General features: G+C 66.2%; 1 protein-coding gene. It reads left to right on the plus strand.

The window, feature by feature from the left end; translation table 11 throughout:
• Positions 1-2 precede the first annotated feature (2 nt).
• A partial coding sequence (locus SB658_RS24495) for a helix-turn-helix domain-containing protein (RefSeq protein ID WP_410602980.1) occupies positions 3-266 on the plus strand: 264 nt, incomplete at its 3' end.

The raw sequence follows: 266 nt of genomic DNA on the forward strand, positions 1-266 counted from the left end.
TGGTGCAGCCAACCGATGTTGGCCTGACCACCGCCCCCGGTCGCCGGGTGCCGGGCCTGCGCCGTGAGGAAGTAGCGATGCTGGCGGGAGTGAGTGTCGATTACTACACCCGCCTTGAACAGGGAAGGGAGCGTAACCCCTCACCGAACCTGCTCAATGCCCTCGTCAGCGCACTAGAACTGGACGGCGACCAGCGCGAACACGCTTTCCGGCTCGCCGGCCTGACACCAACCGCCCCCTTGCCCGTCACAAGCCAGGTCGAGGAG

It is taken from the genome of Bacillus sp. SIMBA_008 (genome assembly GCF_046535495.1).
GTDB classification, from domain to species: domain Bacteria; phylum Bacillota; class Bacilli; order Bacillales; family Bacillaceae; genus Bacillus; species Bacillus subtilis.